This is a genomic window from Sphingopyxis sp. NFH-91 (assembly GCF_021401285.1).
In the GTDB taxonomy this organism is placed as follows: Bacteria; Pseudomonadota; Alphaproteobacteria; order Sphingomonadales; family Sphingomonadaceae; genus Sphingopyxis; species Sphingopyxis terrae_A.
This window is the reverse complement of record NZ_JACBGA010000001.1, coordinates 754,660-776,974: the sequence shown is the minus strand read 5'-3', so window position 1 is coordinate 776,974 and position 22,315 is coordinate 754,660. Positions and strand designations below refer to the sequence as shown.

General features: G+C 66.7%; 19 protein-coding genes. All 19 read right to left on the bottom strand.

Going from position 1 to position 22,315, the window contains the following annotated elements; genetic code table 11:
- A complete protein-coding gene (locus L0963_RS03855; protein ID WP_062902958.1) occupies positions 1 to 657 on the bottom strand; it encodes an NAD(P)H-binding protein in 657 nt (218 codons plus the stop codon).
- Positions 650 to 1,822, bottom strand: a complete 1,173-nt coding sequence (locus L0963_RS03850; protein WP_062900554.1) for a deoxyguanosinetriphosphate triphosphohydrolase — start codon at positions 1,820 to 1,822, stop codon at positions 650 to 652. Before L0963_RS03850 ends, L0963_RS03855 begins: the two co-directional genes overlap by 8 nt.
- Positions 1,819 to 3,567, bottom strand: a complete 1,749-nt coding sequence (locus L0963_RS03845; RefSeq protein ID WP_234178571.1) for an SPOR domain-containing protein — start codon at positions 3,565 to 3,567, stop codon at positions 1,819 to 1,821. The genes L0963_RS03850 and L0963_RS03845 overlap by 4 nt, the downstream gene beginning before the upstream one ends.
- Positions 3,568 to 3,624: 57 nt before the next feature.
- Positions 3,625 to 5,064, bottom strand: a complete 1,440-nt coding sequence (ftsZ, locus tag L0963_RS03840) for a cell division protein FtsZ (protein WP_062900556.1) — start codon at positions 5,062 to 5,064, stop codon at positions 3,625 to 3,627.
- Between the two features lie 152 nt (positions 5,065 to 5,216).
- Positions 5,217 to 6,473, bottom strand: coding sequence for a cell division protein FtsA (gene ftsA, locus L0963_RS03835; protein ID WP_003040016.1), 1,257 nt, complete (start codon positions 6,471 to 6,473; stop codon positions 5,217 to 5,219).
- Between the two features lie 5 nt (positions 6,474 to 6,478).
- A complete protein-coding gene (locus tag L0963_RS03830) occupies positions 6,479 to 7,417 on the bottom strand; it encodes a cell division protein FtsQ/DivIB (RefSeq protein ID WP_062900557.1) in 939 nt (312 codons plus the stop codon).
- A gap of 10 nt (positions 7,418 to 7,427) precedes the next feature.
- Positions 7,428 to 8,354 (bottom strand): D-alanine--D-alanine ligase, encoded by a 927-nt coding sequence (locus tag L0963_RS03825; RefSeq protein WP_062900558.1) that lies wholly within the window; start codon positions 8,352 to 8,354, stop codon positions 7,428 to 7,430.
- Positions 8,351 to 9,250 (bottom strand): UDP-N-acetylmuramate dehydrogenase, encoded by a 900-nt coding sequence (gene murB / locus L0963_RS03820; RefSeq protein WP_217372600.1) that lies wholly within the window; start codon positions 9,248 to 9,250, stop codon positions 8,351 to 8,353. The genes L0963_RS03825 and murB overlap by 4 nt, the downstream gene beginning before the upstream one ends.
- Positions 9,247 to 10,677: a UDP-N-acetylmuramate--L-alanine ligase gene (gene murC, locus L0963_RS03815; protein ID WP_186402672.1), complete on the bottom strand. Its 1,431-nt coding sequence runs from the start codon at positions 10,675 to 10,677 to the stop codon at positions 9,247 to 9,249. The genes murB and murC overlap by 4 nt, the downstream gene beginning before the upstream one ends.
- Positions 10,677 to 11,855 carry an undecaprenyldiphospho-muramoylpentapeptide beta-N-acetylglucosaminyltransferase gene (murG, locus tag L0963_RS03810; protein ID WP_186402671.1) on the bottom strand — a complete coding sequence of 393 codons (1,179 nt, stop codon included), beginning with the start codon at positions 11,853 to 11,855 and terminating at the stop codon, positions 10,677 to 10,679. Before murG ends, murC begins: the two co-directional genes overlap by 1 nt.
- A gap of 10 nt (positions 11,856 to 11,865) precedes the next feature.
- On the bottom strand, positions 11,866 to 13,104 hold the full coding sequence (locus L0963_RS03805; RefSeq protein ID WP_120649342.1) for an FtsW/RodA/SpoVE family cell cycle protein: 1,239 nt from the start codon (positions 13,102 to 13,104) through the stop codon (positions 11,866 to 11,868).
- A gap of 4 nt (positions 13,105 to 13,108) precedes the next feature.
- A complete protein-coding gene (murD, locus tag L0963_RS03800; protein ID WP_186402670.1) occupies positions 13,109 to 14,416 on the bottom strand; it encodes a UDP-N-acetylmuramoyl-L-alanine--D-glutamate ligase in 1,308 nt (435 codons plus the stop codon).
- Positions 14,413 to 15,483 carry a phospho-N-acetylmuramoyl-pentapeptide-transferase gene (gene mraY, locus L0963_RS03795; RefSeq protein WP_062900564.1) on the bottom strand — a complete coding sequence of 357 codons (1,071 nt, stop codon included), beginning with the start codon at positions 15,481 to 15,483 and terminating at the stop codon, positions 14,413 to 14,415. The genes murD and mraY overlap by 4 nt, the downstream gene beginning before the upstream one ends.
- Entirely contained in the window at positions 15,483 to 16,859 is a 1,377-nt protein-coding gene (locus L0963_RS03790; RefSeq protein ID WP_217372601.1) for a UDP-N-acetylmuramoyl-tripeptide--D-alanyl-D-alanine ligase, read from the bottom strand. The genes mraY and L0963_RS03790 overlap by 1 nt, the downstream gene beginning before the upstream one ends.
- Entirely contained in the window at positions 16,856 to 18,295 is a 1,440-nt protein-coding gene (locus tag L0963_RS03785; protein WP_217372602.1) for a UDP-N-acetylmuramoyl-L-alanyl-D-glutamate--2,6-diaminopimelate ligase, read from the bottom strand. Before L0963_RS03785 ends, L0963_RS03790 begins: the two co-directional genes overlap by 4 nt.
- Positions 18,295 to 19,989, bottom strand: coding sequence for a peptidoglycan D,D-transpeptidase FtsI family protein (locus L0963_RS03780; RefSeq protein WP_062900567.1), 1,695 nt, complete (start codon positions 19,987 to 19,989; stop codon positions 18,295 to 18,297). Before L0963_RS03780 ends, L0963_RS03785 begins: the two co-directional genes overlap by 1 nt.
- Positions 19,986 to 20,582 (bottom strand): hypothetical protein, encoded by a 597-nt coding sequence (locus tag L0963_RS03775; protein WP_217372603.1) that lies wholly within the window; start codon positions 20,580 to 20,582, stop codon positions 19,986 to 19,988. Before L0963_RS03775 ends, L0963_RS03780 begins: the two co-directional genes overlap by 4 nt.
- Positions 20,576 to 21,568: a 16S rRNA (cytosine(1402)-N(4))-methyltransferase RsmH gene (rsmH, locus tag L0963_RS03770; RefSeq protein ID WP_082819788.1), complete on the bottom strand. Its 993-nt coding sequence runs from the start codon at positions 21,566 to 21,568 to the stop codon at positions 20,576 to 20,578. The genes L0963_RS03775 and rsmH overlap by 7 nt, the downstream gene beginning before the upstream one ends.
- Positions 21,565 to 22,065 (bottom strand): division/cell wall cluster transcriptional repressor MraZ, encoded by a 501-nt coding sequence (locus L0963_RS03765; protein ID WP_003040056.1) that lies wholly within the window; start codon positions 22,063 to 22,065, stop codon positions 21,565 to 21,567. The genes rsmH and L0963_RS03765 overlap by 4 nt, the downstream gene beginning before the upstream one ends.
- Between the last annotated feature and the right edge of the window lie 250 nt (positions 22,066 to 22,315).

The following is a 22,315-nucleotide window of genomic DNA, read 5'->3' as shown; positions in this document are numbered from 1 at the left end:
TCAATCGGCGAGCTGTTGCATCGCGTCATTTTCGTGGACGAAGTGTCCAGGCGCCGCGAGCGACGCCGCGGCTACGATCGCGCGCGCCACCGTTTCGGCCGGAATCGAGCGATAGCGGCGCAGCGATCCGTGCAACAGCGCGTCGGTGAACGGCGCGGCAAGCATCGCCAGCCCCTCGCCAATCCGCTTCGGCCCCCGCCGGTCGCCGGTGAGCAGGCCGGGGCGCATCAGGTCGAGCCGCAGGAAATTGAGCGCGCGCAGCTCCTCCTCCACCTCACCCTTCGTCCGCAGATAGAAGTTCGCGCTATGCGCCGCCGCGCCGACGCTGCTGACCGCGATCATGTGCGCCGTCCCCGCCGCCTTCGCCGCACGGGCGCAGGCGAGCAGCAGATCATGATCGACCGCGCGAAACGCGTCCTGCGACCCCGCCTGGCGGATCGTGGTGCCGAGGCAGGAGATCAATATCCCGGGTCGCTCCGCCGCGATGATCTCGGCCCATTCGCCCGGATCGGCGGTCATGGCGCGATGGCCGGCCCCCGCCTCGACCAAGCGGCGCGCCAGCAGGGTAAGCGGCAGGGAATGGCCGCAGCGGGCAACCGCCTGTCCGACAAGCCCCGTCGCTCCGATCAGAAGCGCGCGGGGTGCGGCATCAGACATGCGCCAGCGCCTCGGGCACCGCGGCCCGCCCATTCATCTCAGCAAAGCGATCGATCGCGAATCGGTCGGTCATCCCGGCAATATAGTCGCCGATGTGGCGCACCGTCGCCCCGTCCGTATCGGGCAGCCGCGATGCCCATTCCTCGCCCATCAGCGCAGGATCGTCCCTGTAGGCCGCAAACAGCCCCGAAACGACGGTGCGCGCCGCGTCGGCGGCCGCGATCTGCGACGGATGGTGATAGAGGTTCGCATACATGAAGCGTTTGAGATCGCGCTCCTGCCGCGCCAGCGTATCCGAAAAGCCGCCGAGCGTGCGGCCCGCCGCGCGCACTTCCGCTACGCTCTCCACCCCCGCATCGGCGACATTGGCCTTGGTCGCGGCGATCACGTCGTTGACCATCACGCCGATCTGGTCGCGCACCAGCTCGCGCAGCAACCGGTCGCGCGGCGCGCCCGGAAAGCGGGCTTCGACGAGGCGGAAATTCTCGGCGACGAAGGGCTGCGCCATCAACTGGTCGATCGTCAGCAGTCCCGCGCGCAGGCCGTCGTCGATGTCGTGATTGTCGTACGCGATGTCGTCGGCGACCGCCGCCACCTGCGCCTCCAGGCTGGCATGGCTCGTCAGGTCGAGCGGAAATTCCGCGTCGATTTCCGCCAATGCCCAGCCGGGATGACGCACCGGACCATTGTGCTTCGCCAACCCCTCCAGCGTCTCCCACGTCAGATTGATGCCATCGAAGCGCGGATAGGGACATTCGAGCCGCGCGAGCGTGCGCAGCGTGTGCCCATTATGATCGAACCCGCCATGCGCCATCATCGCCGCTTTCAGCGCGTCCTCGCCCGCATGACCGAAGGGCGGGTGACCGATGTCATGGGCAAGGCACAAGGCCTCGGTCAGATCTTCGTTCAGCCCCAGCGCCCGGGCGATTCCGCGACCAATCTGCGCGACTTCGATGCTGTGCGTCAGCCGGACGCGATAATGGTCGCCGTCGGGCGCGACGAAGACCTGCGTCTTGTGACGCAGCCGGCGGAAAGCGATCGAATGGATGATGCGGTCGCGGTCGCGCTGAAAGGCATCGCGCGGCCCGCGCACGACGCGGCCCGGTTCGTCATGGCGGCGTCCGCGTGTCGCCCTGGGGTCACTCGCACAGGCCGACAACGTCATTTGAAGAGATCGACCTCTTGCCCCGCATCGCTGGTAAAGACGAAACCATCGCCGCCCGCCTTCTTATATTGCGCGAGCCAGTCGGCAGCCGCCTTCTTGTCCTTGAACGGCCCCACGAGCAGGCGGCGGGTGCGGCCCCATTCGGTCGAGCCGCCATCCTTGCCCTTGAACAGCGCGGCATTCTTTTTGGCGAAGCGGTTGAAATCGAAGGCGAGCGCCTTCTGGTTCGACCCCGCCGCAACTTGCACCCAGATGCGCGAGGGATTGGCCTTTTTCTTCGCGGCCTCTTCCTTCGCCTTGGCGTCGGCCTCCGCCTTGGCCTTGGCCGCGGCTTCTTCCTTTTCGCGCTTTGCCGCTTCGGCGGCATCTGCCTTGCGCTTGTCCTCGACCAGCTTGGCAAGCGTATCGGCGCCGACCGCGCCGCTGGTGCGCTCAAGCTCCTCGGGCGGAATCTCGATCGAGCTGACGATCTGCGCCAACGAGGCGAGCGGAGCCGCAGCACTCGGCGCTGGCGTGGTCGTCGCCGACGGCGGCGCAGCGGCAGCGGCCGACGGCTGGCCGACATCGCTCAGCGAGAAGCCCGGACCGACCGGACCGGCACCGCTGTTCACCGCTACGCCCACCGGTTGGGCCGCCGCTGGCGCCGGTGTCGGCGCGGGAGGCTTCGCTGCCGGGACGGACGGTGTATCAGCACGGCGCACCGGCACGGCGGCTGGCGGCTGCGCCAAGGTCGGCGCAGGCGCTGGCGTGGGCGCAGGTGTCGGCTTCGGGGTCAGCGTCGGAGCCGGTCGCGTCGCCGGTGGCGGCGTGGCAGTGGCCACCTGCACCGGTTTGCCCTTGTCGCCGCGCCGTTTGCTCGGCGTCGAAGTCGGGGAAGGCGCTGGTGTCGGGGCCGGAGCGGCCGCAGCGATCTGCACGGGCTTGCGCACCGGGCCAAGTTCGCCAGCCGGGAAGCGCCCGAAATGTGCGGCGGCGGCCTGCTGCGCCGGATTGAGCCGGTCCATCTGGGTTAGATAGGGCAAAATGCTCTGCGCCAGCAGCGCCGGCATCGTCGCCTTGACGATCTCGGTCGCCTCGTCATTGCGGCCGTTGATCGCTAGGATCATCGCGCGCGACCGCCATGCGGCACGGTCCTGCGTGCGAAGCTGCGGCGTGAGGAGCTGAATCGCGCGGTCGGCCTGCCCCGTGATGCCGAGCGAGATCGCATAGCGGCGGATCACTTCGTCGCTCGGCGCGATCGACAGGGCGAGTTGATAATCGCGCTGCGCCCCATCCTGCTGGCCCAGCAAATCGCGCGCAAGCCCGCGGTCGGCAAGGAATAGCCGCTCGGGGGCGCCGAGAAGCTGCGCCTCGCCGAAATAGTCGAGCGCCCGCGACGGCTTTTCGAGATGGAGCATCGCCGACCCGAGCGCCGCCTTGACCCCGCCGTCGCGCGGGCTCGCCTGCTCGGCACGGGTCAGAAAGCCGAGCGCGGCGCGATAATCCTCCAGCTCGATCGAAGCGCGTCCGGCATCAAGCAGCGCGGCGCTGTCGGCGGCGTTCGAGGCGAGCCGAGCGATCGCCGACGACAGCATCGTCCGCGCGGCGGTGCGTTTTTCCATCGCCGCCTTGGTGGCCGCATCGGGCGGTGTCACCTGAAATGCATGCGCCGCTGCGAAGGGGGCAGCGGACAGGAACAGCAGGCCGAGCGCGCCGACATGAAGTCGAACGCGCCGCGGCCCCGCCGTCAATATGGATCGCCGCATGGGCAAATCATCCCGTGTTCGGGCCGCCTGCCCATCGGGCGGCCGCGATGAACCCTGTTACTGGTTGTTCTGACGGCCCAGGAAGCGCGGAATATCGACTCCGTCTTCCTTGTCGCCTTCTTCGGCAGGGGCCGAACCGCCACGCGACAGACGCGACATGCGTTCGAACAAGGTGCCGCCACCGATCGGCCGCGCAGGCTCGGCCGCGGGGGCCGGGTCGGCAGCCGGCGCGGGCGCCGGTTCGGGTGCATCAAGTACGAGCTCGTCGCTGGTATCGTCATAGGTCGCGGCGACCTGCGACAGTTCCATCGGCTCTTCCTCGGCCGGCGCCGGTGCTTCGGCCGCGGGAGCATCGCCCAGCGAGAAGCCCGGTGCGGGGTCGGTGTCGACTTCGGGTTCCGCAGCTTGGACCGGCGCTTCCACAGCCGCCGCCTCGACCGGCTCCTCGGCAAAGGGCGCCGGCGCCGGGCTGCGCGCGGGGGCGAAGGAGAAGCTGCGCGCCGCCGGTGCCGCCGGAGCCGCCGCGTCGCCAGAACCGTCGATGCCGGTCGCGACAACCGATACGCGAATCTTGCCTTCCAGCCCTTCGTTGAAGGCGCTGCCCCAGATGATGTTGGCGTCGGGATCGACGAGTTCGCGAATATGGTTCGCCGCTTCGTCGACTTCCATCAGGCGCATGTCTTCGCCGCCGGTGATCGAGATGATCACGCCCTTCGCGCCCGCCATCGACACGCCATCGAGCAGCGGGTTGGCGATCGCCTTCTGCGCAGCTTCGAGCGCGCGACCGTCGCCTTCGGCTTCGCCGGTGCCCATCATCGCCTTGCCCATTTCGCGCATCACGCTGCGCACGTCGGCAAAGTCGAGGTTGATGAGGCCGGGCATGACCATCAGATCGGTGATACCGCGCACGCCCTGCTGGAGCACTTCATCCGCCATGGTGAAGGCTTCCTTGAAGGTCGTGTTCGGGTTGGCGACCAGGAAGAGATTCTGGTTGGGAATGACGATCAGCGTGTCGACATGGTCCTGAAGCTCGGCAATGCCGGCTTCGGCCGACCGCATGCGGCGGTTGCCCTCGAAGGTGAAGGGCTTGGTCACGACGCCGACGGTCAGAATGCCGCGGTCGCGGGCCGCCTTGGCGATGACCGGAGCCGCACCGGTGCCCGTGCCGCCGCCCATGCCGGCCGCGACGAAGCACATATGCGCGCCGTTCAGCGCCTCTTCGACCTGCGCAATGCTTTCCTCGGCCGCCGCCCGGCCGACTTCGGGACGCGAACCCGCACCCAGACCCTGGGTGATCTGCGTTCCGAGCTGGATGCGACGCTCCGCCGGCGAGGCGTTGAGCGCCTGCGCGTCGGTGTTGGCGACGACGAAATCGACGCCCTCGACCTTCGCCGCGATCATGTTCGCGATGGCATTGCCCCCCGCGCCGCCGACGCCGATCACGGCGATACGCGGCTTCAGTTCATCGACCTGCGGCGGGCCAATATTGATGCTCATCAACCAATCTCCCTGTAGCGGCGGACCAACGCCGCTTCCCTCACCTTGCGACCCATTCGGGCGGTAGTCCGGCCGCCCGTCATTGATTTATCGCATTGCACTATTGTGACGCCGGAATCACCCAAAAAATTAACCTTTCGCGCAACCGCGCGTCAGAAACTGCTCTTCAGCGCGGTGATAAGTCGGTTGATGATCGACGACCCCTTGGGACGGTACACATCCTGCGCCATCGTGGGCAGGTCGCGCAGATCCACGGGATCGGATGCGGCATAAAGAACCAGACCGGCAAGCGTCGCGAAAGCCGGTCCCGAATGGGCATCGGGCAGGCCGTGCAAGCCGCGCGGTCGCCCGACGCGCGCCGCCCGGCCGAGTGCGATCTGGGTATAATCGGCGATGCCTTTCAGATCGGCGCCCCCGCCGACGAGCACGACCTGGCGGCCGATCGGGCCGACGAAGTGAAGATCCTTCAGCGTCCGTCCGATGTCGCCCATCATCTGGTCGAGCCGCTGGCGAATGACCGAGATCAGCTGCGCGCGCGTGATGCGCGGCGCATCGCTGCCCGCGGGCGCGCCGGGATCGAGTTCGATCAAATCATTGTTGTCGCGCGGGCTGGCCGAGGCCGAGCCGTAGAAGCTCTGCAGCCGCTGCGCCTGGCTGCGCCGGATACCGAAGGCCGAGGCGATGTCGTCGGTGATGTCGCTCGCCCCGAACGGCAGCGAAACCATCTCGACGAGCATTCCGCCCGCATAGAGCGATACCGTCGTCACCGCCGCGCCGAGCTCGACAAGCGCCACGCCAAGGTCGCGTTCTTCTTCCGACAGGCAGGCGAGCCCCGCCGCGATCGGCGAGGCGACCACCGCATTGACGTCGAGATGCGCCTGCCGCACCGCGGCTTCCAGATTTCGCACCGGGGCGCCGTCGGCCATGATGATGTGGATGTCGACGCCCAGCCGGTCGGCGTGCAGGCCGATCGGATTCTTGACGCCGGTCAACCCGTCGAGCGTGTAGAGCGCCGGCTGCGCGTGCAGGATCATCCGCCCTTCGGGATCGATCCCCGCGCGCCCGGCGGCGAGCAGATCGTCGATATCTTCCTGTTCGATGCGGTGACCGCCCAATTCGCTCTCGATCGGGGCGACGTCGCTCAAGAGGCTGCCCGCCGAGAAGCTGACCCAGACGTCGTCGATATTGAGACCCGCGATACGCTCGGCCTGTTCGATCGCCTCGCGCACGATATGCTCGGTCTGCTCCATGTCGGCGACATAGCCGCGCTGGACGCCGCGGCTTTCGCGCTGGCCGGTGCCGAGCACGTGCAACTGCCCGTCGGCAGTCTGGCCCGCGATGAGCGCACAGACCTTCCACGACCCGACATCGAGCGCGGTGATAATCTTTTCGATGCGCGGCGGCGCCATCGCTTCTATCCCTCGTTCGCCTGACCCGCCGACACCGCGTCGGCGGCGGCACGCGCGTCGTCGATCTTCGACGGCGCCACCTGCCCTTCGTGCGGCATGCGTAGCACGAAACGGCTGGGGTCGCGCATGTCGAAACGCAGGATGCCGCGGCCAAGGAGGCGGTTCGCCCCGTCCATGTGCGCGAATTTCGCGAGCGCCGCCTTCGCTTCGGCATCGCCTTCGGGCAGCGACAGCGTTTCGCCGCTGCGGAAGCGCAGATCCCAGCGGCGGTTGCCGACCCAGGTCGCGCCCGCGAGCAGTTCCTTGAGCGAACTGGCCTCGGCGAGCAGCGCGTCGAGATCCTGCGCGCGCCGATTGGCATTGGGGCCGATGACGAGCGGCAGGTCGGGCATGGTCGCGACCGTCACGGGTTCCAGGACGACCCCGCTGTCGTCGATCAGCGACAGTCGGCCGTCATTCTGCCAGATCGCTGCCGGGGTGCGCTCGACGATATCGACGACCAGCGTATCGGGCAGGCGGCGCGACACGCGCGCATCCTTGATCCAGCCATACTGCATCAGGTCGCGGCGCACATCGTCAAGCTCGACCGCGGCCATCGAGCGGTCCTTCTGCGCCAGCGCGATATCATAAACCTTCAGCCGGTCGATGCGATCGGCACCGACCACTTCGACCTTCTTTACCTGAAATCCGGCGCGCCCGACCGCCTGCGCCCACTCTTCGTGGATTTTCGCGGTCACACCCGTCACCTCGGCACCGAGCACCAGCACGCCCGCCAGGCCGATACCGATCGTCCAGTTGGCGACGCGCTGAAGCTGCGCCGGGCTGATCGGCAAGGCGTTGATGACCATGTTGAGGCGCGAATGCTTGACCGACCGGCGCCTTTTGGGCGCGCGCGACGGACGGCGCGGCGGCGCCTTCGCGCGTTTGATCCTGGTGCTGCTCATACTCCGCTGCTCATGCCAATGCTTCCCCCACGATGCGTTCGACGAGTTCGGCATAGTCCATGCCGATGGCGCGCGCCTGTTCCGGCACGAGGCTGAGCGGTGTCATCCCCGGCTGCGTATTGACCTCGAGCAGGAAAATGCCCGCAAGTCCATGCTCGTCGTCCCAGCGAAAATCGGAACGCGACGCGCCCTTGCAGCCGAGCAGGCGATGCGCTTCGACCGCCAGATGCTTCATCCGCTGCGCAACGTCGGCGGGGACATCGGCAGGACAGACATGTTCGGTCAGACCGTCGGTATATTTGGCGTCATAGTCGTAGAATCCCGACTTCACGCGCAGTTCGGTGACACCGAGCGCCTCATCGCCGAGTACCGCGACGGTCAGTTCGCGCCCCTTGATGAAAGGCTCGGCGAGCAGCCGATCGAACTCCTGCCACGGCCCCACAGCTTCGCGCGCAATCGGGTTGCCGTAGTTGCTGTCGTCCTTGACAATCGCGACGCCGACCGACGATCCTTCGTTGACGGGTTTCAGGACATAGGGGCGCGGCAAGGGATCGGCTGAAAACAGGCTTTCGCTGTCGACCATCGTCCCCGTCGGCATGGGAATACCATGCGGCACCAGCGCCTGTTTCGTCAATTCCTTGTCGATCGCGATCACCGACGTGACGAGCCCGCTGTGGGTGTATTTGAGGCCCATCAGGTCGAGCATGCCCTGCACGGTGCCGTCTTCGCCCGGAACGCCGTGGAGGGCGTTGAAGACGACATCGGGCCGCGCTTCGGCAAGCCGCTGCGCCACATCGCGGCCCATGTCGATGCGCGTGACCTTGTGCCCGCGGCTTTCGAGCGCGTCGGCAACGCCCTTGCCGCTCATCAGCGACACTTCGCGCTCGGCGGACCAGCCGCCCATCAGCACGGCGACATGCCACGGACCCCGGCTCACTTCGCCACTCCCAAGCGCTGAATCTCCCATTGCAATTCGATGCCGCTCTTCGCCTTCACCCGGCGGCGGACTTCCTCGCCGAGCGCTTCGATGTCGGCGCTCGTCGCCGCACCGGTATTGATCAGGAAATTGGTATGCTTCTCGCTCACCTGCGCGCCACCGATGGCGAAACCGCGGCAACCGGCCTCATCGATAAGCTGCCACGCCTTGCGACCGTCGGGGTTCTTGAAGGTCGAGCCGCCGGTCTTCGAGCGCAGCGGCTGCGACGCCTCGCGGCTCGCCGAGATGCGGTCCATTTCGGCCTGGATGGCTTCGGGTTCACCCGGACGCCCGCGGAACGTCGCGCCCACGACGACCGCACCTTCGGGCAATTCGCTGTGGCGATAAGTGTAGCCCAGATCGGCAAGCGGCAAGGTCCGGCGCTCGCCCGAGCGCAAGACGATGTCGGCCTCGACCAATATGTCCTTGACCTCGCTGCCATAAGCGCCGCCGTTCATCCGCACGAAGCCGCCAACGGTGCCGGGGATCGACCGCAGGAACTCCATCCCCGCGATCCCTGCGTCGCGCGCGGTCGACGAGACGAGGATGCCCGAGGCACCGCCTCCGCAGCGCAAGCTGGTCGCGTCGACGGCTTCGACCTTAGCAAAGGCCTTGCCGAGCCGGACGACGACGCCCGGAAAGCCGCCGTCGCGAACGATGAGGTTCGAGCCAAGGCCGAGTGCCATCACCGGAATCGCGGGATCGAGGTCGCGCAGGAAACCGGCAAGATCATCGGCGTCCTTCGGCTCGAACAGCCAGTCGGCAGGACCGCCCGACTTGAACCAGACGAGCGGCGCCAGCGGCGCCTTTGCGGTTAGCTTGCCGCGGACCGCCGGAAGCGTATCGGCGGTGCTCATACCGCCTCCACCGCGCTCGCCAGCCCCGCCGCCATCTTGGTGATGTCGCCTGCGCCGAGGCAGATGATCATGTCACCCGCGCCGAGCGTTTCGGTGCGGATCGCGTCGGCGATCGTTGCAGCGAGCGCGCCGGCGTCGGCAACGGTCGATGCATGGCGATGGCCGCGGTCGCGCAGCCCCTGCGCCAGCGCATCCGACGACACGCCCTCGATCGGGCTTTCGCCCGCTGCATAAACGGGCAGTGCGAGCACCATGTCCGCGTCGTTAAAGGCCTGCTGGAAATCGTCCATATGATCGCGCAGGCGGGTAAAGCGATGCGGCTGGACGACGGCAACGACGCGTCCCGCCCCGGCACCTTCGCGCGCTGCCGACAGCACGGCCCGGATCTCGACCGGATGATGGGCATAATCGTCGATCACCGTCACGATGCCGTCCCCGGCTGCAATCTCGCCGACCTTGGTGAAGCGGCGCTTGACCCCGGCAAAGCCGTTGAAGCCCGACGCGATATTTTCGTCCGACACGCCCATGTGCAGCGCGACCGCAATCGCCGCGAGCGCGTTCTGGACATTGTGGCGCCCCGACATCGGCAGGTGGATACCCTCGATCGTACGGCTATTGCCGTCGCGGTCGCGCACGACGACGTCGAAGCGATTGCCGTCGGGCCCCGGTGTCACATTGGTGCCGCGCACGTCGGCCTGCGCCGAAAAGCCATAGGTGACGATGCGGCGGTCGCGGATGCGCGGGATGATCGCCTGCACTTCGGGATGGTCGAGGCAGAGCATCGCCGCGCCATAGAAGGGCACATTTTCGATAAACTCGACGAACGCGTCCTTGATCGCGTCGAAGCTGCCATAATGATCGAGATGTTCGGGATCGATGTTGGTGACGACCGCGATCGTCCCGTCGAGGCGCAGAAAGCTGCCGTCGCTTTCATCGGCTTCGACCACCATCCAGTCCGACGCACCGAGCCGCGCGTTCGAGCCGTAATTGTTGATGATGCCGCCGTTGATGACGGTCGGGTCGATGCCGCCCGCATCGAGCAAGGCGGCGACCAGGCTGGTCGTCGTCGTCTTGCCGTGCGTGCCCGCAATCGCGACGGTGGATTTGAGGCGCATCAGCTCGGCGAGCATTTCGGCGCGGCGGACGATCGGGATGCGATGCGCGAGCGCGGCCTCGACCTCGGGGTTGCCGCGCTTCACCGCCGTCGAGGTCACAACCACGGCGACGCCATCGACGTTCGCGGCTTCGTGCCCGATCGCGACTTTGATGCCGCGTTGGCGCAGGCCCTCGACAACATAGCTGTCGGCAATGTCGCTGCCCTGCACCTGATAGCCAAGGTTGTGCATCACCTCCGCGATGCCCGACATGCCGATGCCGCCGATCCCGATGAAGTGGATGATGCCGATATCGGTCGCAACGCCGCGCATCAGTTCGCCTCCCGCCGCGCGGCGGCGACACCCGAAGCGGCGCGCTGGGTGCCGGCACCGACGCGGATGACATCCATCATCGGCGGCGCGGCAAAGCTTTCGACAAGGTCGGCAAGGTCACGGGTCGCATCGGGCAGGCCGCAGCTCGCCGCCCGGTCGGCAGCTTCTTCGAGCGCGCCGGGTTCGAGCGCCATGCGCTGGATATGCTTGGCGAGCGCAGCGGGATTGAAATCGCTCTGCTGGATCGAGATCGCGCCACCCGCCGCGACGAGATCGCCGACATTATAGGTCTGGTGATCGTCCATCGCGTGCGGATAGGGCACGAAAACCGCCGGCCTGCCGGCGCAGGCCAGCTCGGCGACGGTCGACGCCCCCGCCCGCGCTATGACGAGGTGCGCCCAGCGCAACCGCTCGGGAAAATCGGTGATATAGGGAGCACACTCGGCCGCGACGCCAAGGGCGGCATATTTGGCGCGCACCGTTTCGATGTCAGTCTCGCGGCATTGCTGGACCACCTGCAAGCGGTCGAGCAGCGCGCGCGGGAGCATGGCGACGGCAGCGGGAACGACGTCACTCAGCACCGTGGCGCCCAGGCTGCCGCCGACGACGAGCAGACGAACGATGCCGTCCTCGGGCAGCGGCGGATAGCCGTCCTCGCGGATCGCGATAATTTCCTCGCGCACCGGATTGCCGATCAGGTGGCGCTTGTCGGCACAGGCGGGCGGGAAACGGCGGATATGATGGTAGGCGACCGCAATCGCATCGACCCGTCCCGCCATCAGCCGGTTGGTCCGGCCCAGCACGGCATTTTGTTCGTGGATGACGCTGGGCGTCTTGGTCGCGCGCGCCGCGAGCAGGCTGGGCAGCGAAGGATAGCCGCCGAAGCCGACGACCACCGCCGGGTCGAAATCGCGGATCAGGTCGATCGCCATCGCGCGCCCCTTGCGGATCGCCAGCGCCGCCTTCACCCAGCCGACGGGACCGCCCTGAACGCGGCCGGCGGGCAGAACATGCGTTTCCAGCTCGGCCGGCGCGCCCGGAATCCTGAGGCCGCGGTCGTCGCTGACCAGCGCGACGCGGTGCCCGCGCGCGATCAGTTCACCCGCCAGCGCATAAGCGGGCAGCATATGGCCGCCGGTGCCTCCGGCGGCGAGTAGATAGTGGCGCGTCGCGGTCATGGCCGGGCCGTCATTTCCTGTTCCAGTTGCGGGTCATCGATACCCGCGCCGCATAGGGGTTTCGCCGGGTCAGCGACAAGAGCAAACCCATGCCGATCGACAAGGCGATGAACGACGAACCGCCATAGCTGATAAAGGGCAAGGTCATCCCCTTTGACGGAAAGAGCTGGGTATTCACTGCCATGTTGATCGTCGCTTGCCCGCCGAACTGCGCAATCAGACCCGCGACGGCGAGAATGAGAAAGCTGTCCTCTTCGTCGAGCAGCCGCACCAGAACGCGGACGATGATCGCCAGATAAAGGACGGCGATGGCGATGCAGGCGATGATCCCGAATTCCTCGCCGATGACCGAGAAGATATAGTCGGTGTGCGCCTCGGGAAGCTGGAACTTGGCAAGTCCCGCACCCGGCCCCGTGCCGATCAGCCCGCCGGCGGTCAGCGTCGCATGCGCCTTGTCGACCTGAAAGCTGTCGCCCTCGGCGAACAGCCAGATGTTGATGCGCTGCTGCGCCACCGGGTAGAAGAAATAGGCAAGGACCAGCCCCGCGAGTCCCGTGCCCGCGAGCCCCGCCATGATCCGCATCGACAGGCCGGCGACCATGACGAGAACGAACCATGTCCCCGCGAAGATGATCGTTTGCCCCAGATCGGGCTGGCTCATCAGCAGGATCGCGATGATCCCGGTAAAAACGAAGGACAGCGGCACGACCGGCAGATTCTGATCGTGCAGCCGCAGCGACAATATCCAGGCCAATGACACCGCGAAGAAGGGCTTGAGAAATTCCGACGGCTGGAGGCGGAAGATGCCGCTGCCAATCCAGCGCTGCGCGCCGTTCACCGTCGTGCCGATCAGCGGCACCATGAACAACAGGAAGACGAAGGTGATCGTGCCATAGATGGCAAAGCGCCGCGCCTGCGGTTTGGGCAGCATCGATACCGCGAGCATGACCGGCACGCCGACCATGACCCACATGAGCTGGCGATAGAAATAATAGAGCGGATCGAGGCTGGCGGTCGCGGTCGACAGCTTCTGCGCGGCGACCGGCGATGCCGCCGCCACGGCGACGAGGCCGATGGCGATCAGCATCGACACAAGCAACAGCAATACGCGGTCGATTTCCCAGAACCACAGGCCCAGCGGCGTGCGGTCGGCGCGGCTGAGGCGCGGGCCGCGGCGCTTCGTCGTCCGCGTCGTCGCGATGACGGGCCGCTCCGTGGTCGCATCCATATTGTCCGCCCCCCCGTTCATATCGTCATCCATTCCCCAACGCCTGCACCAGTTCGCGGAAGCGATCGCCGCGCTGTTCGTAATCCTTGAACTGATCGAACGAAGCGCAGGCGGGCGACAGCAACACGATGTCGCCGGGCGTCGCAGCGGCGGCGGCGGCTGCGACCGCGGCGGCCAGATCGCCCGACCGTTCGACGGGCAGCGCGTCGCCGATCTCGGCCGCGAAAGGCTCCATCGCCTCGCCGATCAGATAGGCGCGCTTGACATGGCCGAACCAAGGACGACAGGCGGTCAGCCCGTCGCCCTTGGCCTGCCCCCCGGCAATCCAGTGGACACGCTGGTCCGGCGCCGGCGGAAATGCCGCCAGCGCCGGTGCAGCGGAAGCCGCGTTGGTCGCCTTGCTGTCGTTGAACCAGCGGACGCCAGCGACTTCGCCGACCAATTCCATACGGTGCGGGAGCGCGCGATAGCTCGCGAGTCCGCGTTCGATCTGTTCGTCGTTCAGCCCCAGCACGCGGCATACCGCGATCGCGCACACGGCATTCTGCGCATTGTGCGGACCGTGCAGCGCGGGCCAGCGCGCCTGATCGGCGGGATCGATGTCCTTCGCCGAAACGCGGTGGAGCCGGTGATTGATGCGCCCCGCGATCATCCGCGACGGGTCATCGTCGACCGCGACGATCGCGACCTGATCGCGGTGCTGGAGCGCGAACAGCCGCTCCTTCGACGCGGCATAGCCAGCGAAACCGTCATAACGGTCGAGGTGATCGGGGCTGATGTTGGTCAGCACGGCGACATCGCACGCCAGGCTGTGCGCCAGGTCGATCTGGTAGCTCGACAGTTCGAGCACATAGACGCCGTTTTCGGGGAGCGGATCGCGGGCAAGGATCGGCAGCCCGATGTTGCCGCCCATCAGCGCCGGAACGCCCGCGCTTTCCAGCACATGGGTTACAAGCGCGGTCACCGTCGATTTGCCGTTGGTGCCGGTGATGCCGACGATGCGGTGCGGCGGCAGATCAGCCGCGGCTTCGGCAAACAATTCGATATCGCCGAGGATCGACACACCGGCTTCGCGGGCATGGTCGGCGATGGGATGGCGGTTGAGCGGCACGCCCGGCGACACGACGACGCCGGCAAAGCCGACAAGGTCGATCTCCAACGGATTGCCGATGTCGGCGCCGAGCGCCATCGCGGCATCGCGCGCCGCTTCGCGCTCGTCCCACGCGGTCACCCCCGCGCCGCTGGCGATCAGCGCCTCGCAGGTCGCCAGCCCCGAGCGCGCCAGCCCCAGCACCGCATAGCGGCGACCGGCAAAGGCGCGCGCGGTGATCACCGCAGCTTGAGCGTCGCGAGTCCGGCGAGCGCGAGGACGATCGAGACGATCCAGAAACGGACGACGACGGTGGATTCGGGCCAGCCCAATTGTTCGAAATGATGGTGGATCGGCGCCATGCGGAAGATGCGTTTGCCGGTCCGTTTGTACCAGAAGACCTGGATGATCACCGACAAAGCCTCGACGACGAACAGCCCGCCGACCAGCACCAGCACCAGTTCGTGCTGCGCCGTCACCGCAATCGTCGCTAGCGCGCCGCCGAGCGCGAGGCTGCCCGTATCGCCCATGAACACCGCCGCGGGCGGCGCATTGAACCACAGAAAGGCAAGGCAGGCCCCGATGATCGCGGCGGCGAAGATTGCAAGCTCACCTGCCCCCGGCACATGGGGAATGCCCAGATAGCCCGCGAATTTCACGTTACCCGACAGATAGACGATGACGAGGAAAGCAAGGCTGGCGATCATCACCGGAAAGGTCGCGAGCCCGTCGAGCCCGTCGGTCAGGTTCACCGCATTGCCGAAACCGACGATCAGCACCATCGCGAAGACATAATAGAGCGGCCCCAGGGGAATATAGACTTCGCTGAAAAAGGGCAGATAAAGGTCGGTGCCGGTCCGCGATACGATCAGCAGCACCGCGATGCCCGCAATCACGAATTCGACGAGCAGGCGCACGCGCCCCGGAATCCCGCGATGGCTCGACTTGGTCACCTTGTCGAGATCGTCGAGAAAGCCGACCAGCGCGAACCCGCCGGTGACGAAGATGCAGGCCCAGACGAAGCGGTTGGACAAATCCATCCACAGCAGCGCCGAAATCATTAGCGAGATCAGGATCATCAGCCCGCCCATCGTCGGCGTGCCCTTTTTCGCAAAATGGCTTTGCGGTCCGTCCTCGCGGATCGGCTGCCCCTTCCCCTGCCGCATCCGCAGCATGAGGATGAAGCGCGGCCCGATCCACAGACCGATGATCAGCGCCGTCGCAACCGCGGCGCCCGAGCGGAAGCTCAGATAGCGGATGAGGTTCAGAACCCCCGGAAAGCCAAGCCATTCCGCCAGCCAATATAGCATCAATAATCCCCATTGGTCAGCGCGGTCACGACATGCGACAGTCCCACGCTGTTCGATCCCTTGACCAGCACCGTATCGCCGGGCCGGATCAAGGCCCCCAGCCGCCCTACCGCAGCCGAGTGGTCGGCCACATGCTCGAAATCGATCCGCCCCTCAAGCGCTTTGGCGAGCGGCGCCATCTCTTCGCCGACAAGCAGGGCGAACTGCACACCAGCTGCGACGAGCGGAGCGGCCAGACCGGCATGATAGGCCTCGCCGCCGTCGCCAAGCTCCTTCATCGCGCCCAGAATCGCGACCCTGCGCGCACCGGATTCGCTGCCGAGCTGGCCGATGGTTGCGGCCATCGATGCGGGATTGGCGTTATAGCTTTCGTCGATGACGAGGATCGAACCGCCCGGCACCTCGACGCGGGTGCGCGCGCCGCGACCCGCAAGACCGCCCATCTCGGCGAAGGCCAAGCCCGCGGCGGGCAGGTCACCGCCAACCGCCTTGACCGCAGCAAGCACCGCCATCGCATTGGCCACCCAATGCGCGCCGCCTTGCGCGATGGTGAAGCAGAGCAGCGCGTCCTGAACCTGTGCCGTAACGAGCGATCCCCCCTGCCCGTCGGGCAACCAGTCGACCGCGCGCACATCGGCCCCTTCGCCCAGCCCGAAGCTGACGACATGCGCCGCATGCTGTTCGGCCTTGGCGCGCAGCCGCGCGTAATGCGGGCTGTCAAAGGGAAGGATTGCGGTGCCGCCCGGCTCCAGCCCCTCGAATATCTCGCCCTTCGCGTCGGCGATCGCTTCCTCGCTGTCGAAAAATTCCATGTGCGCAGGCGCGATGGTGGTCACGATGGCGACATGAGGGCGTACCATCCGCGTCAGCGCCGCCAGCTCGCCCGCATGGTTCATCCCCATTTCGAAGATGCCGAAATCGGCGGTCGAGGGCATGCGCGCCAGGCTCAAGGGCACGCCGACATGGTTGTTGTAGCTTTTGACCGAACGGTGCGCTTTGCCCGGGCGAAAGCGGTCGAGCGCCGCGAACAGCGCCTCCTTGGTCCCCGTCTTGCCCGCCGAGCCGGTGACGCCGATGATCCGCCCATGGCTGCGCGCGCGCGCCGCGGCGCCGAGCGCGTTCAACGCTGCGGCGCTGTCGGCGACGCGGATGTGCGGAAAGTCTATATCGTTTTCGCAGATGATACCCGCTGCGCCGGCGGCAATCGCCTTGTCGATGAAGTTATGGCCGTCGGTCGCCTCGCCCTTCATCGCGACGAACAGGTCGCCCTTCGTGACTTCGCGCGAATCAAAGGCAACACCTTGCACCGTGAAATCGGCGCTAGCGGTGCCGCCGCACGCCGCCGCGATCGCGCGCGCCGTCCACAGCGGGGTCATGCCGCCACCTCGCGCGCGACGCTCACATCGTCGAAGGGGATGACGCGCAGCGCGTCACCGCGTCCGACAATCTGCCCCTGTTCGTGCCCCTTGCCTGCGACGCAGATAATGTCGTCGGCGCGCGCCATCTCGATCGCGGCAGCAATCGCGGCGCGGCGGTCGCCGATCACCTGGGCACCCGGCGCGCCTTCGGCGATGGCGGCGCGGATCGACGCGGGATCTTCGCCACGCGGATTGTCGTCGGTGATGATCGCGATATCGGCCTTGGCGGCGGCGATGCGGCCCATTTCCGGGCGCTTCGCCTGATCGCGGTCGCCGCCCGCACCGAACACCAGGATCAACCGCCCCGTGGCGTGCGGCCGCAACGCATCGAGCGCCGCCTCCAGCCCGTCGGGGGTGTGGGCATAGTCGACATAGACGGGGGCGCCCGCGCGCGTGATCGCCGCACGCTCGAGCCGTCCGCGTACCGGCTGGAGCCGCGCCAGATTGGCGAGCGTCTGCGCACCATCGCCGCCGGTCGCGATGACCAGCCCGGCCGCGACCAATGCGTTGGCGGCCTGATAGGCGCCGATAAGCGGCAGGTCGACTTTCTGCGTCAGAGCACCTGCCGCAACGGTCAGCGTCTGCCCGAGCTGCGTCGGCGTCCGCCCGACAAGGCGCAGTTCCTCACCCTTCGTTCCCACGGTAAGCAGACGCAGTCCGCGCGCGCGCGCCGACTCTACCACTTTGGACGAATGGGCATCGTCGGCCCAGACCACCGCGCCTCCGCCGGGTTCGACAACCTCGGTGAATAGCCGCAACTTGGCGCCCAGATAGGCTTCCATCGTGCCATGATAATCGAGATGATCGTGGCTGAGATTGGTGAAGGCCGCCGCCTTTACCGGCAGGCCTTCGGTGCGATATTGATCGAGCCCGTGGCTCGACGCCTCGAAGGCCGCATGGGTCACGCCCTCGGCCGCCAGGCCCGCCATGTTCGACAGAAAGGTCACGATGTCTGGCGTCGTCAGTCCGGTGACGACCCGGTCGGCGCCGGTGGTCACGCCAAGCGTTCCGATCGATGCTGCGTGAAGGCCCGCCATTCGCCAGAGCTGACGCGTCATCTCGACCGTCGAAGTCTTGCCATTGGTGCCCGTGACCGCGACGCAGGTTGCGGGAAAACGGTGAAAGAAGCGCGCCGCAAGCCGCGCGAAGGCGCGCCGCGGATTGGCATCGGCGATATGCACCGCGCCCTCGACCACGGCTTCGGGCCGCGCGACGACGGCGACGGCGCCCGCCGCCACCGCGGCGGCAATAAAGTCCTCACCGTTGAATTTTTCGCCGACGAAGGCGCCGAAGACATTGCCCGGCGCAACCTTGCGATGATCGATGGCAAGCCCGGTCACCACCGGACCGTCCCCATCGACATGATCGCCGCCGGTCAGCGCCGCGAGCCGCATTATTCGCTTTCCCCGTTCTTCCACAGCAGCGGCGTCAGTTCCGACACGTCGACGTCGCGGCTTTCGTCGGGGAACACGCCGAGCATCGGTCCCGCACGCATCACTACTTTCTTGACCACCGGCGCGGCGGTGTAGCCAGCGGTGCGCTGCCCCGAGCTGAAGGCGTTGCCCTTGGGTTCGTCGATCATCACCAGCACCACGTAACGCGGATTGTCCATCGGGAAGACGGCGGAGAAGGTCGACACGAGCGAATGGCGACGATAGCCGCCGGCGCCCGGCTTTTCGGCGCTGCCGGTCTTGCCGCCGACGCGAAAGCCCGGGGCGTCGGCCTGGCGGCCCGTGCCGTCGGACACGATCAGGCGCAGGAGCTGGCGCATCCGCGCACTCGTCGATGCCTTGAACACGCGGCGTCCCTGCGGCGGCGCCTTGTCGCCCAGCTTCAGGATCGTCGCCGGACGCCAGATGCCGCCGTTGACCAGCGCGGCATAGGCGCTGGCAAGGTGCAGCGGAGTGACCGCAATGCCGTGGCCATAGCTGGTCGTCATCGTCGACAGCCGGCCCCATTCGCGCGGCCACAGCGGGAAGGCACGCTCCTTGAGTTCGATTTCGGGGCGTTTGTTGAATTCGAGGCTACGGAACATCGCCTCCATCTTTTCCTTGCCGAGCTGGTCGGCGATCTGCGCGGTGACGATGTTCGAGCTGTGGATGAGCGTTTCGGGGACGTTGAGCCAGCGGTTCATCATGTGCGAATCGCGGATGCGGAAACCGGCGATCGCCAGCGGCTGCGTTGCATCATAGCGCTTCGCCATGCTCGTCACGACGCCATTGTCGATCGCGGCGCCGATCGAGAGCGGTTTGACGACCGATCCAAGCTCGTAGAGATTATAGGTCACGGCGTTGCGCCGCGTCGTCGGATCGCTACCCGCCAGCTTGTTCGGATTATAGGTGGGCAGCGACGTCATCGCCATCACTTCGCCCGTGTGGACGTCGAGGATGATGCCCGCCCCGCCGATCGCCTCCAGATTGGTGACAGCGTTCGACAACTCGCTTTCGAGCACGCCCTGCACGCGCGCGTCGATCGACAGCGTCAGCGGATCGCCGCGCGTCGCCTTGTCGATCAGCCGCTGGTCAAACGCGCCCTCGACGCCAGTGACGCCATGGCCTTCGGCGTTGGTGAAGCCCAGCACATGCGCCGCGAGCGACATCTGCGGATAGAGGCGCTCCTTTTCGCGCGGAAAATCGAACCCTACATCGCCGATGGCATTCACCGCCGCCACCTGATCGGGCAGCGCCCGTCGCCGGATATAGGTCGGGCGCGGGCCCGTCAGCTTGGCGAGCAGGTCCTCGCGCGTCATGTCGGGAAAGATCTTGTGCAGTTCGTCGGCGAGATACTGGCGATCGTTGAGCAGTTTCGACGGCATCACACGGATCGAATAGCCGTCGATCGTCCGAGCGAGCGGCACGCCATTGCGATCGACGATATCGGCGCGCGCGGGCACGAAGGCCGTGCTGTTGCCGCCGCGGCCGGCATCGCTATCGAACAGCGCAAAATAGAGCAGCCGCACCGAAACGAGGAAAAATGCCGCCATGAACAGCAGCATGAGCATCATCAGCCGCTGTTGCGCGGTCAGCAATATCTGCTGCCGCACCCCAGCGGTTCGAACCCGGGTCGGACGGACGACCAGCGTGTTCATTGGCCCGATTTGCCCTCCTTCGCTTCACGCGCCGCGGCACGCTTGAGGTCGGCGAGCGTCGATTCCGCGAGGAGCTGATCCTCGATCATCTTGAGCTGTTCGCGGCGACGCGTCGGCGCCAGACGCGGCGCGCTGTCGCTGCGCACCGGCGTTTCGGCCTGCGCCAGCACGACGGGCTTTTCGGCGGCCGGCTTCGCCTCGGCCTTCACCGGCGTCACGGCGGGTTCGGGTGTTCCGACGGGGCTGACCATTGCCATCAGCACCGGCGCGACTTCATTGGCGCCGCGAGCGCGCGGCAGACCATCGAGCGAGGCAAGCTGGCGCTCGCTCGACAGATATTGCGAGGCATCCGGCGCCGAGTAGCCGAAGCTGTCGGCGTTCCACTGTTCGAGCTGGCGCATCGAAGCGCGCACCGCGAGTTCGGATTCAAGGTAGCGGATATTGTCGCGCGTGCGCTCGATCTGATGATTGATGCGCGCGAGTTCGCTGCGTGTCGCAGCGACCTTCAACGAGACCGGATAGAGCATCATCGCGAAGATGAGCACGAGCAGCACCAGGCCGATCCCCTGAAGCTTGCGGGCCGCCATCAGCATGAGATTGCCTCCTTCGTCGTCAATTGGGTCGGCCAGGCCGGGGCTGCGGTGCGCACGGCGCTGCGCAGCGTCGCGGAGCGCGCGCGCGGGTTGCGCGCCTCTTCGGCCTTGCCGGGGCGCACCTTGCGCGCCGGCGGCTGAAAGGTGGCGGCCCGCGCCGCTCCGATCGGCGCGGGCCGGTGGCGCGAGCCGGCGGCGTCGCCGCCGCTACGCTCGCGCAGAAAGTTCTTCACGATCCGGTCTTCGGTGCTGTGGAAGCTGACCACGGCAAGCCGGCCGCCGGGGCGCAGGACGCGCTCCGCCGCGGCGAGCCCCTCCATCAGTTCGTCGAGCTCGCCGTTGATGTGGATGCGGATCGCCTGAAAGCTCTTCGTCGCCGGATCCTTGGGCGCGCCCGGCGGATGGCGCAGCGCCTTGCGGATCACCGTCGCCAGTTCGCCGGTGCGCGACAGCGGGCGCGCAGCGACGATTGCCCGCGCGACGCGGCGCGACTGACGTTCGTCGCCATAATGATACAGGACGTCGGCGATCTCGGCCTCGTCGGCGCGATTGAGCCATTCGGCGGCAGTCTCGCCCTCCTGCGCCATGCGCATGTCGAGCGGGCCGTCCTTCTGGAACGAGAAGCCGCGCGCATCGCGGTCGAGCTGCATCGACGAAACGCCGATGTCGAAAGTGATGCCGTCGACCGCGCCGATGCCCCGTTCGGCGAGCAGGCGGTCGATTTCGCCGAAGCGGCCGTGGATCAGCATCAGCTTGCCGTCGGCTTCGGCGACGAGCGCCTGCCCCTCGGCAATCGCATCGGGGTCGCGGTCGCACGCGATCACCTCGGCCCCCGCGGCGAGCATCGCACGCGTGTAGCCGCCGGCGCCGAAGGTCGCGTCGACATGCCGCTCGCCCGGAGCGATGGCAAGGGCGGCGATGACTTCTTCGCGGAGGACCGGATCATGGCGGGGATCCCGAGGCAGGTCGGGGGAAAGATCGGTCACTTGCGCCCCTTCCCCTTCGTCTCTTCCCAAGCCTTGGCAAGTCGCTGGAGCACCGGATCGGCATCGACGCAGTCAGCGAGCGTCGGCAGCCACCATACTTCGAACCGGCGGCCCGACCCGACAAAGGCGGTCGCGCCGGCATCGCCGACGCGGTCGCGCGCGGTAAAATTGGGAAGGAAGCGCCCGCTGTCGTCGAGCGTATAGGCCTCGGTATAGCTGAACCGCTTCTTGAACGCCTCGTCCTCGTCGAAATCGAGGTTGCGGGCGAGCGCGGTGTCGCGGTCGCGCTCGATCTCGTCGGTCAGGCGATCATATTGATCCTGGCCATAGGCGACCAGACAAGGCAGCTTTTCATGGAAACCAACCCAAAGCACGCGCTGACCGTCCGCGTTGAGGGGCACATTATTGCGGAACTGCGAAGGGACGGCGATGCGTCCCTTGCCATCGATCGCGGCGAAGTTGGTACCCGAGTACCGGCCGGGCGTCACAACTGCCATCGCTGAAGCCCCCCGTTTCGCGCCTCCGGGCAAAACTTCCCCGTCCGCGAGAATCGCAGGATTTCGCGCCAAAAGACTCGGGTGGAGATTGCCCCTCTCCGATTCCTGAGTATCAAGAGTCGATTAGGGTGAAAAGGGGTATTTTAGGGTGAAACAGGGTAATTGCGCCCCAAATGGGCAAAAATGTGCTCAGTTGATCAAGCAAAGCGGGCTCCGGCGCCGAAACGCCAGCCGCGGGAAGCCGAAATTC

Excerpts from the sequence above, each read along its gene's own strand:
- L0963_RS03855 (WP_062902958.1), bottom strand. The coding sequence starts at position 657 with ATGTCTGATGCCGCACCCCGCGCGCTTCTGATCGGAGCGACGGGGCTT.
- L0963_RS03850 (WP_062900554.1), bottom strand. The coding sequence starts at position 1,822 with ATGACGTTGTCGGCCTGTGCGAGTGACCCCAGGGCGACACGCGGACGC.
- L0963_RS03845 (WP_234178571.1), bottom strand. The coding sequence starts at position 3,567 with ATGCGGCGATCCATATTGACGGCGGGGCCGCGGCGCGTTCGACTTCAT.
- ftsZ (WP_062900556.1), bottom strand. The coding sequence starts at position 5,064 with ATGAGCATCAATATTGGCCCGCCGCAGGTCGATGAACTGAAGCCGCGT.
- ftsA (WP_003040016.1), bottom strand. The coding sequence starts at position 6,473 with ATGGCGCCGCCGCGCATCGAAAAGATTATCACCGCGCTCGATGTCGGG.
- L0963_RS03830 (WP_062900557.1), bottom strand. The coding sequence starts at position 7,417 with ATGAGCAGCACCAGGATCAAACGCGCGAAGGCGCCGCCGCGCCGTCCG.
- murB (WP_217372600.1), bottom strand. The coding sequence starts at position 9,250 with ATGAGCACCGCCGATACGCTTCCGGCGGTCCGCGGCAAGCTAACCGCA.
- murC (WP_186402672.1), bottom strand. The coding sequence starts at position 10,677 with ATGCGCGGCGTTGCGACCGATATCGGCATCATCCACTTCATCGGGATC.
- murG (WP_186402671.1), bottom strand. The coding sequence starts at position 11,855 with ATGACCGCGACGCGCCACTATCTACTCGCCGCCGGAGGCACCGGCGGC.
- L0963_RS03805 (WP_120649342.1), bottom strand. The coding sequence starts at position 13,104 with ATGAACGGGGGGGCGGACAATATGGATGCGACCACGGAGCGGCCCGTC.
- mraY (WP_062900564.1), bottom strand. The coding sequence starts at position 15,483 with ATGCTATATTGGCTGGCGGAATGGCTTGGCTTTCCGGGGGTTCTGAAC.
- L0963_RS03790 (WP_217372601.1), bottom strand. The coding sequence starts at position 16,859 with ATGACCCCGCTGTGGACGGCGCGCGCGATCGCGGCGGCGTGCGGCGGC.
- L0963_RS03785 (WP_217372602.1), bottom strand. The coding sequence starts at position 18,295 with ATGCGGCTCGCGGCGCTGACCGGCGGCGATCATGTCGATGGGGACGGT.
- L0963_RS03780 (WP_062900567.1), bottom strand. The coding sequence starts at position 19,989 with ATGAACACGCTGGTCGTCCGTCCGACCCGGGTTCGAACCGCTGGGGTG.
- L0963_RS03775 (WP_217372603.1), bottom strand. The coding sequence starts at position 20,582 with ATGCTGATGGCGGCCCGCAAGCTTCAGGGGATCGGCCTGGTGCTGCTC.
- L0963_RS03765 (WP_003040056.1), bottom strand. The coding sequence starts at position 22,065 with ATGGCAGTTGTGACGCCCGGCCGGTACTCGGGTACCAACTTCGCCGCG.